At 39.3% G+C, this 5,742-nt stretch carries 5 protein-coding genes and 1 pseudogene; 4 read left to right on the top strand and 2 right to left on the bottom strand.

Annotation, left to right across the window (positions count from 1 at the left end):
- Positions 1-91: 91 nt before the first annotated feature.
- On the bottom strand, positions 92-832 hold the full coding sequence (tfpZ, locus tag Q0212_RS10590) for a TfpX/TfpZ family type IV pilin accessory protein (RefSeq protein WP_297925231.1): 741 nt from the start codon (positions 830-832) through the stop codon (positions 92-94).
- Positions 833-1,101: 269 nt separating this feature from the next.
- On the opposite strand from tfpZ, the gene Q0212_RS10585 reads away from it, so the two are divergent.
- Complete coding sequence (locus tag Q0212_RS10585) at positions 1,102-3,450, top strand: molybdopterin-dependent oxidoreductase (RefSeq protein WP_297925229.1); 2,349 nt, start codon at positions 1,102-1,104, stop codon at positions 3,448-3,450.
- Positions 3,451-3,481: 31 nt separating this feature from the next.
- On the opposite strand, the gene Q0212_RS10580 is transcribed toward Q0212_RS10585, so the two are convergent.
- The gene (locus Q0212_RS10580; RefSeq protein WP_297925228.1) at positions 3,482-3,793 is read right to left on the bottom strand and encodes a pyrimidine/purine nucleoside phosphorylase; all 312 of its coding nucleotides are present in this window, start codon (positions 3,791-3,793) and stop codon (positions 3,482-3,484) included.
- Positions 3,794-3,866: 73 nt separating this feature from the next.
- Here Q0212_RS10580 and Q0212_RS10575 point away from each other — a divergent pair, with 73 nt between their 5' ends.
- From Q0212_RS10575 to Q0212_RS10565, 3 genes and pseudogenes are all read left to right on the top strand, one after another.
- On the top strand, positions 3,867-4,262 hold the full coding sequence (locus Q0212_RS10575) for a hypothetical protein (RefSeq protein WP_297925226.1): 396 nt from the start codon (positions 3,867-3,869) through the stop codon (positions 4,260-4,262).
- The gene (gene can, locus Q0212_RS10570; protein ID WP_297925224.1) at positions 4,243-4,899 is read left to right on the top strand and encodes a carbonate dehydratase; all 657 of its coding nucleotides are present in this window, start codon (positions 4,243-4,245) and stop codon (positions 4,897-4,899) included. The genes Q0212_RS10575 and can overlap by 20 nt, the downstream gene beginning before the upstream one ends.
- Before the next feature lie 169 nt (positions 4,900-5,068).
- Positions 5,069-5,742 (top strand): annotated as a pseudogene (locus Q0212_RS10565) (type III PLP-dependent enzyme); the annotation flags it as partial.

The raw sequence follows: 5,742 nt of genomic DNA, 5'->3' as shown, positions 1-5,742 counted from the left end.
GCGATATTTTGCTGGGCTATAAGTCTTCATCTCTTTATTTTACAGAATCCCTCAACTAATCGCTATTTGTGCAACAAAGCCATCACGTGTATCAAATATCTAAATTAACAAAACCAATAGGCTCTGCTGTTTTAGCGTCTATTAAAATAACTGCAAAACCTCGACTACTGCCTAAATTCATAAAGCGAACATCTTCCGGTGGATAGCCATAACTGAGAGCGGCTTTTTTCAATATTGCAATATTCTCGCTCGATACTTTAGGTGGATTAATAAGCGGTAAAGCGTTTTTTAGAATTTGTTCTTTTATTTGATTATATTCAACATAATATTGAGGCATATGTTGTAAATCGCTGCCACCACCCAATGCAGATAGCACAATACGGCTGACTTCTTTTGCATCTTTAGGCATCACTGCGCCAACTAATTTTGGTTTAGTGATCGCAAACTGTTGATATTCGTTTTTGGCTTTTTGTCGATCATCAGGAAGAATATCTGCCACAAAAACTAAATTAAACATTCTCTCTGTAGCTACTAAATAGACTGGGCGAGAAGCAAAGAGGGTATATAATCCAATGGATAAAAAACAAATTTGAATACAAGCAATAACCGTTAAATCCATTTTTAAGGTCTTTTTTCCTTGTTTGTATACAAGTAAAGTGAGTAATGGGCCAACAATTAAATCAATTCCTCCTACCATCATCAGTAATTCATCAGCTTTTGCCATGGGTAATAAAGGAATTGGGTACCAAAAATAAATGACGTAAGCCGCAACTGAGCCAACAACTAATAAGCTAATTAATAAATGGATAAAACCAGCGCGCCAACGAGTCATATCTTGCACTCCTCTTATTTTGATTTTTGAAAGGCGGCTAAGTGTAACTGACATGTTTTATAACGCAAAGTGTTTTACATTAGAGAGGTAATAGGGTACTTTCGTGCCATTAGATCAATCAACAATAAGAACTGAACTTAGGCATTGCACCGCAATTAGCGCATTTTGTGAATATAAAGCCGTTAAAAGCGGCTGTCATGTGAGTAAAAAAGTGATAACTGCCTAAATTCTAAAGAAGTTTTAAGCCAAATTGCCAAGAGGATTGTCTTATGAATCAGCCCCATTATCGTACCTGCCATTTATGTGAAGCTGTGTGTGGTGTTGTTATTACCACAGAGCCAAGTTTAGATGGCAAAACAGAAGTGATTAGTAGTATTAAAGGTGATCATAATGACCCGTTTAGCAAAGGACATGTTTGTGCCAAAACAGTGGCATTAAAAAGCGTGCAAGAAGACCCAGACCGTTTACGTTATCCCTTAAAACGGACGGATGATGGTTGGCAAGAAATTAGTTGGCAACAAGCTTTTGATGAAGTCGAACAAGGTATTAAACGGGTGCAAAGCCAATATGGATATCATGCCGTTGGCTTTTATGTAGGAAATCCAACGGTTCATAATACGAATGCACTGATGTTTGTTGCACCATTAATGGCTGCCTTACATAGTAAAAATAAATTTAGTGCGACTAGTGTTGACCAATTGCCACATATGTTGGCAGCATTACAAATGTTTGGCCATCAATTATTATTACCCATTCCAGATATTGATAATACTGATTTTATGCTCATGCTTGGGGCAAATCCTGCGGCATCTAATGGTAGTTTAATGACCGCTGGCGATGTTATGGGACGATTAAAGAAGATTCAAGCACGCGGTGGTCGAGTAGTGGTGTTAGACCCACGACGTACCGAAACTGCACAGCAGGTAGGTGAGCATCATTTTATTAAGCCTGCCAGTGATGTTTACTTTTTAGCGGCTTTGTTAAATGTCTTATTTGCCGAAAACTTGATTGATGAGTTGGCCGTTAACCAACTTGCGTTAGGCTTGGAGTCGGTTAAATTAGCGATTCAACCCTTTACCCCCGAAGTTGCTGCACCGTTAACAGGCATCTCTGCGGATACGACTCGTAGCCTAGCACGTGAATTTGCCCAAGCGAAACAAGCAGTTTGTTATGGACGAATGGGGGTTTGTACACAAGAATATGGTGGTGCATCGGCATGGTTAATTAATGTGATTAATGCCGTGACAGGTAATTTGGATAAAGTGGGTGGTGCATTATTTAATCATGCAGCAATTGATATTGTCGGTTTAAGTTCTTCTAGTGCAATGGGGCGTGGCAGTTTTAATCGTTATCAATCGCGTGTGCGTGGTTTACCTGAGTTTAATGGCGAATTACCTGTAGCAACTTTAGCTGAAGAAATTTTAACCGAAGGTAAAGGCCAAATTAAGGCGTTAATTACTCATGCAGGAAATCCTGTATTATCCACGCCTAATGGAACACAGCTTGAGCAAGCCTTAGATAGCTTAGATTTTATGGTGGCAATCGATATTTATCTGAATGAAACCACCCGTCATGCACATATTATTTTGCCGCCAACAGGTCCGCTAGAGCATGGTCATTATGATTTAGTGTTTAATTTATTGGCAGTACGTCATATTGCCAAATATTCACCCCCTTTATTAACGCCTCCCGAAAATACCCTACATGATTGGCAAATTTTATTAGAATTAACCGCGCGTTTAAGTAGCAAAACAGCTAAAGATAAATGGTTATGGAAAGGTGTTACCGCGATTGTTGAACGTCTAAAACCAGAAGGTATTTTAGATTTATTATTACAAATTGGGCCTTATGGTAATTTACCCTTAGGTTTAACGCCTGTAGCCGAGCGTACGGCTAAATTATTAGTTAAAGCTTTATCAGCGATGCCTCAAACCCAAGAATTAGCGTATCAATTACAAAAAATCTTAACGGCAACGCCTGTTGGTGGCAAAGCACAAGGCTTGAGTTTGGCGAAATTAAAAGATAATCCACATGGATTAGATTTAGGTGCATTACAACCTTCTTTAGCACAACGTATTTGTACACCTGACCATAAAATCATTTTAGCTCCGCATATCTATTTGGCTGAGCTAAGTCGGGCACGTTTGGCATTAAATCACGCAAAGCCCAGACAAATTACCGAGTTTAGCTTGATTGGTCGTCGCCATGTGCGCAGCAATAATTCATGGTTACACAATAGTTTACCTTTGGTGAAAGGTAAAAATCGGTGTACAGCAATGATGAACAGCATTGATGCTCAAGCTTTAGGTGTGCAAGATGGTGACTTGTTAACCGTTAAATCAAGAGTGGGAGAAGTTAATATCCCTGTTGAAACGACCGATGATATTATGCAGGGCGTATTAAGTATTCCGCATGGTTTTGGGCATCATCGTCAAGGGACTCAATTGAGTATTGCCGAAGGCAAAGCAGCAGGAGTGAGTATGAATGATATTACCGATGATAGTTTTGTTGATGGATTAAGTGGTACGGCGGCATTAAATGGCATTCCTGTCGTTGTCATGCCTATTATTAGTCAGAAGAGTAAAAAAGCAAAAAAATTGGATGTGACAGCAGTGTAAAATAAAGGGCGCAAATTGCGCCCTTTAAAATTTAAGCAAAATGACAAACGTAGTCCAAAGTTTCAACAGTTTCGATAGTAAAACTAGAATTGCCTGCCACTTCAAAAGATTGGCCTGCAACATATTCGTTCCAAGTATCACTACCTGTTAATTTAACGCGACATTTACCACCAATCACTTCCATAATTTCGGGTGCGCCTGTATTAAAAACTAAAGTTGAAGGAAAAATTACACCCACAGTTTTACGAGTGCCATCGGCAAAAAGCACAGTATGACTGACACACTTCCCATCAAAATAAATATTAGATTTTTTTACAACACTGACATTATCAAACTGACTCATGGTTTTTCCTCAAGGGCTTTTTAGATAAAATCGGATTATACTCACCCTTAGACTTTACCATCAAGGAATAGCTATGACACCAGAACAACAACACTATGTGCAAAAGCGTCTCCGCCATATTCGCTGGTGGAATTGGTTGGGTTGGTTATTTTTACCTGCCTTGGGCGCGTTTTATGCGTGGTTATGGCAAAATAAGCGACTGTATGTTGACCCTATGTTGTTATTAGATAAATTACGCTTTGGTCAAGTGAGTGATATAGAAATTGCCAAATTAGCGGCTTTGGGGAATTTAGCATTTTTAGGTTGTGGTTTGTTATTAGCAAGTTTAGTGTTGTTAACCTATGCAGCTTTATGGACAGAAAAGCAAACCATTCATATGTTGCTTAAGCAACCTCCCATTGAACCTGTGGTCACGGTTGACCCTCCTACCTTAGAGGAAAACTCTACCAATGAGTCAAAACAATCTTGAACATTTACTGGTAAAAAACCGACAGTGGGCGCAACGTATTAAGGATGATGACCCCAGTTTTTTTCAGCAATTAAGCTCACAACAAAAACCACGTTATTTGTGGATAGGTTGTGCAGACAGCCGTGTACCGTGTACTCAACTAGTCGATTTATTACCCGGTGAGATGTTTGTGCATCGTAATGTGGCTAATTTGGTTATCCATACCGATTTCAACTGTTTATCGGTGATGCAATACGCGATTGATGTGTTGCAAGTTGAGCATATTATTGTTTGTGGTCATTATCGTTGTGGCGGTATTCAGGCCGCTTTACAAAATCAACAATTTGGCTTAATTGATAACTGGCTGCGCCATGTGCAAGATGTGATTGCCAAGTATAAAAATTACTTAGATAAATTTGTGACTGAGCAAGAGCGTTTAGATCAATTATGTGAGTTAAATGTGATTGAACAGGTATTTAATGTTTGCGAAAACACTTTAGTGCGCCACGCATGGAACCGTGGTCAAAAGCTCAGTGTTCATGGTTGGATTTATGGTGTTGAAGATGGTCTATTACGCGATTTATCGCTCAATGTTAGCTCCATTGAAGAAATGAAAAGCTCCGTTCATCATTTGTTCACCAAAACAGGTTTAATTTAGTCGTTATCGGTGTGATTTTCTCTTGATTATCGAAGGCTTTGGCTTTAACCTTCGCACCTTTACGGAGACAACCGTGTTTCACCGCTTTTGAGTATTCATAAGCATTGTTTGGGGCTTGTGTGGCAACATATAAGCCCAGTGTTGTTGCTTGCCTTTACGGGTATATCTTATGCGCCTAGCTGATTATTGTTCTGCCGAAGAATGGAAACGTATTAAAGATTTTGCTGATACTAAAGAAACACCATTTTTGGTGGTTGATTTAGAAATCATCAAACAAAAATACGAAGAACTCACTACTTGTTTTCCAATGGCTAAGGTGCATTACGCGCTCAAAGCTAACCCTGGTAAACCAGTCATTGAATTATTGCGTGATTTAGGGTCTAACTTTGATATTGCCTCTATTTATGAGTTAGATAAAGTATTGGCAACGGGCGTTGATGCTGACCGTATTTCTTATGGTAATACCATTAAAAAAGCAGCACATATTAAGTACGCTTTTGATAAAGGTGTACGTTTATATGCAACCGACTCAAAAGCAGATTTGCAGTCAATTGCCGAAAATGCACCGGGTTCTAAAATTTTTGTGCGTATTTTGGTAGAAGGTGGCGAAACAGCCGAATGGCCTTTGTCGCGTAAATTTGGTTGCCATCCCGATATGGCAATTGATTTATTGGTACAAGCCAAGCAATTAGGTTTAATTCCTTACGGTATTTCTTTCCACGTTGGCTCACAGCAAAAAGACATTGCGGTGTGGGATGCAGCCTTATCTAAAGTCAAATATATGTTTGACTGGATGCGTCTTGAAGAAGGCGTGATGTTAAAAATGATTAACATGGGCGGTGG

Source organism: uncultured Agitococcus sp. (assembly GCF_937920075.1).
Lineage (GTDB): Bacteria > Pseudomonadota > Gammaproteobacteria > Pseudomonadales > Moraxellaceae > Agitococcus.
The sequence above is the reverse complement of the archived record's forward strand: the minus strand, read 5'-3'. Positions and strand labels throughout refer to the sequence as shown.